Below are 4059 nucleotides of genomic sequence, written 5' to 3'. Positions count from 1 at the left end.
ACCACGTTGCCAGGCGGCCTGATAGTCGCGCGCATAGCCGGAGCCGAAGCCCTGGTTGCGCGGCGTCAGCCACTTCAGCGCGCCTTCGGGCAGCTCGTCRAAAAAMCGGCTCTTGACGTTGTAGCGCGTCTGGCCGTGCAGCATGCGGGTCTGGCTGAAGCTCAGGTACAGGCGCTGGCGGGCGCGCGTGATCGCCACGTACATCAGGCGGCGCTCTTCCTCGAGGCCGTCGGCGTCGGACAGCGAGTTCTCGTGCGGGAACAGACCTTCCTCGAGACCGGTGATGAACACGGCATCGAACTCCAGGCCCTTGGCCGAATGGACGGTCATCAGTTGCAACGCGTCTTGTCCTGCTTGCGCTTGATTGTCACCAGCCTCCAGCGCCGCATGTGTCAGAAATGCTGCCAAGGGGCTGATGATTTCGCCGGTTTCGGCGTCCGGCGTGACATCGACAGCGGCCAACGCCGGCGGCAGGCCGACGGCCATCATGCCGGGCGACTGCTCGTCCACCGGCAAGGCCACCGCGTCCTTGCCGAAACCTTCTTGGGTCACGAAGGCTTCAGCCGCATTGACCAGTTCTTCCAAGTTCTCGATGCGGTCGGCGCCTTCCTTCTCGGTGCGGTAGAAGTCGACCAGGCCACTGGCCTGCAGCATCTGCTCGATGATTTCGCGCAGCGTCATGCCATGGGTCGTTGCGCGCAGGTTGTCGATCAATGCGTGGAAAGCGGCCAGGTTCGCGCCGCCCTTGCCGCTGATCGCGCCGGCCGCCTGCCACAGGCTGCGGCCACTGCTGCGCGCTGCGTCCTGCAACTGTTCCAACGTGCGGGCGCCGATGCCGCGGGTCGGGAAGTTGACGACCCGCAGGTAGCTGGTGTCGTCGTTCGGGTTCTCGACCAGCCGCAAGTAGGCCAGTGCATGCTTGACCTCGGCCCGCTCGAAGAACCGCAAGCCACCGTACACGCGATACGGCACGCCGGCATTGAACAGCGCCGACTCGAGCACCCGCGACTGGGCGTTGCTGCGGTACAGGATCGCGATCTCGCGCCGCGGTATGCCGCCACGGTGCAGTTGCTGCGCCTCTTCCAGCAACCACTGCGCTTCGTTGAAGTCGCTGTTCGATTCCTGCACACGCACGGGCTCGCCCGGGCCGGCTTCGGTGCGCAGGTTCTTGCCCAGCCGGTGCGTGTTGTGGCTGATCAGGTGGTTGGCACTGTCCAGGATGTTGCCGAAGCTGCGGTAGTTGCGCTCCAGCTTGATCAGGTGCTTGACGCGGAACTCGCGCTCGAAGTCGGCCATGTTGCTGACCTGCGCGCCGCGGAACGCGTAGATGCTCTGGTCATCGTCGCCCACCGCGAATACCGCACCGCCACCTTCGCGCGGTGGGCCGGCGAACATTTTCAGCCAGGCGTACTGCAGCCGGTTGGTGTCCTGAAATTCGTCGACCAGGATGTGTGCAAAGCGGCGCTGGTAGTGCTCGCGCAGCGCCAGGTTGTCGCGCATCAATTCGTAGCTGCGCAGCATCAGCTCGGCGAAGTCGACCACGCCCTCGCGCTGGCACTGGTCTTCATAGGCCTGGTAGATCTCGACCATTTTCTGCGTCTGGCCATCGCGGATCTCGACGTCCTTTGGCCTTAGGGCCTCTTCCTTGCTGCCGGCGATGAACCAGGCGACTTGCTTGGGCACGAAGCGCTCTTCGTCCAGGTTCATCGCCTTGATCACGCGCTTGACGGCCGACAAGCTGTCGCCGCTGTCGAGGATCTGGAAACTCTGCGGCAAGCCGGCCAGTTTCCAGTGCGCGCGCAGGAAACGGTTGCAAAGGCCATGGAAGGTGCCGATCCACATGCCGCGCACGTTGACCGGCAGCATCGCCCCCAGCCGCGTCATCATCTCCTTGGCGGCCTTGTTGGTGAAGGTCACGGCCATCACGCCGCCGGGCGACATCTGGCCGGTTTGCAACAACCATGCAATGCGGGTGGTCAGCACCCGGGTCTTGCCGGACCCGGCACCGGCCAGGATCAGCGCCGGCTCGGCGGGCAGCGTCACGGCTGCGAGTTGTTCGGGGTTCAGGGCGCGCAGCAGCGCGTCACCCRCAGCCGGGTGGCGGGGGGCGTCGTCCGCGCCGGCAAAAAGATCGGTCATCGGTGCATTCTAGGGAGGGGAAGGCTGTCGCCAGGGCCCGCCACGCGGGTGTCACCCGACTGGGGCATGCTTCGTGCGTGCCGGCCTAGTGTCGACACTTGTTGAATGCTGATGACCTGGTTGCCCTGGCACCGTCCCCGACCCCTGGCCCTTGCGCTGCAAGGCGGCGGTGCGCATGGCGCATTCACCTGGGGCGTGCTGGACGCCCTGTTGGCGCGTGAAAGCATCGAACTGCGCGCCATCAGCGGTGCCAGTGCGGGCGCGATGAACGCCGTGGTACTGGCACACGGCCTGACCCAAGGCGGGCGCGACGGTGCTCGGGCGGCGCTGCGCACGTTCTGGGAGGCGCTGGGCACCCGCTTGCCCTTCGAGTGGTTCACCACCGGTGGCCATGAAGCGCCCGGCTTTGCGCCGGCCGCCCGCGCAGCGTTGCGATGGGTGCATCTGGTGTCGCCGTACCAGTTCAACCCGATGGGGCTGAACCCGTTGCGCGAGATCGTCGAGGCGCAGGTCGATTTCGAACGCCTGCGCCGCGCCAGCCCGGTGCAGTTGTTCGTCGCGACCACGCATGCGGCTTCCGGCCGCCTGCGCTTGTTTCGCGAGCACGAGATCAGCGCCGATGCCTTGCTCGCGTCGGCGTGCCTGCCCAACCTGCACCACAGCGTGCTGATCGACGGCGAGGCCTATTGGGACGGCGCTTTCGCCGCCAACCCGCCGCTGTGGCCGTTGCTGAACGACACCGCTGCCGACGACCTGCTGCTGGTGCTGCTGACCCCGCCCGCCGGCCACGGCGGCACACCACGCAGCGCCGAAGAGATCCGCCACCATGCACAGGAACTGGCCTTCACCACGCCGCTGATGCGCGAGCTGCAATGGCTGGACGATTGGCGCAGCGCGCCGGGCGGCTGGCCCATGAGTGCGCGCGAGCGCCGCCTGCGCCGGCATCGTCTGCATCTGGTGGATGGGCGGCCGCACCTGGCCGCGTTGGCCGGCGAAACCCGACTGATCGCGCACCTGCCATTTCTGGAGCATTTGCGTTCGCTGGGCGAAGCGGCCACCCAGATCTGGTGGGACCTGCACGGCGGTCAGCTGGGCCGCGAATCGACGCTTGACCTTGCGCGCCTGCTGKCAGGGGTGCCCGCGTAGAATGCGYCACCGGGCCCAAACTCTGAGCCCGGTTTTCGTTTGGTCCGCACCGCCCTCGCCTGGCGGCCTTCGCGGGCCCCGCACCGGGTCCAGGTCAAGCGCTCGCAGCCCACGGCGGCGCACTGCGACTAACGCGCCGCCATGACACGCAATGCGAAGCCATGGAAATCTTTGACTACGACAACATCCTGCTCTTGCCACGCAAGTGCCGGGTCGACAGCCGCGCCGAATGCGACACCAGCGTCGAATTCGGCGGCCGCCGCTTCAAGCTGCCGGTGGTGCCGGCCAACATGAAGACGGTGCTGGACGAAAACATCGCCGAATGGCTGGCTGCCAACGGCTACTTCTACGTGATGCACCGCTTCGACCTCGACAACGTCGAGTTTGCGCGCCGCATGCGCAAGGCGGGCTTGATCGTCTCGATCAGCGCCGGTGTGAAAGAAGCCGATCGCGCCGCGATCGACCGCCTCGCTGCCGAGGGCTTGGGCGCCGACTACATCACCATCGACATCGCCCATGGCCACGCCGACAGCGTGCGCCGCATGATCGAGCACATCAAGCAGAAGCTGCCGCAGGCGTTCGTCATCGCCGGCAACGTCGGCACACCCGAAGGCGTGATCGACCTCGAGAACTGGGGCGCCGACGCCACCAAGGTCGGCATCGGCCCGGGCAAGGTCTGCATCACGCGGCTGAAGACCGGCTTCGGCACCGGCGGCTGGCAACTCTCGGCGCTGAAGTGGTGCGCCCGCGTGGCCACCAAGCCGATCATTGCGG

Annotated in this window: 3 protein-coding genes; 2 read left to right on the top strand and 1 reads right to left on the bottom strand. The window is 66.6% G+C overall.

Features of this window, described 5'->3' with window-relative positions; all coding sequences use genetic code 11:
- Window positions 1–2139, bottom strand: a 2139-nt coding sequence (locus AC1DYI_RS28585; protein WP_477207511.1) for a UvrD-helicase domain-containing protein, incomplete at its 3' end; no start/stop codon positions are given.
- 111 nt (window positions 2140–2250) lie between these two features.
- On the opposite strand from AC1DYI_RS28585, the gene AC1DYI_RS28580 reads away from it, so the two are divergent.
- Together AC1DYI_RS28580 and AC1DYI_RS28575 are read left to right on the top strand one after the other, a co-directional pair.
- Window positions 2251–3285 carry a patatin-like phospholipase family protein gene (locus tag AC1DYI_RS28580; RefSeq protein ID WP_477207510.1) on the top strand — a complete coding sequence of 345 codons (1035 nt, stop codon included), beginning with the start codon at window positions 2251–2253 and terminating at the stop codon, window positions 3283–3285.
- A gap of 161 nt (window positions 3286–3446) precedes the next feature.
- A partial coding sequence (locus tag AC1DYI_RS28575) for a GMP reductase (RefSeq protein ID WP_477207509.1) occupies window positions 3447–4059 on the top strand: 613 nt, incomplete at its 3' end.

Source organism: Ideonella sp. P3_A4, from assembly GCF_056403075.1.
Note: the sequence above shows the minus strand (reverse complement) of the source record. Positions and strands in the feature narration are given on the sequence as shown.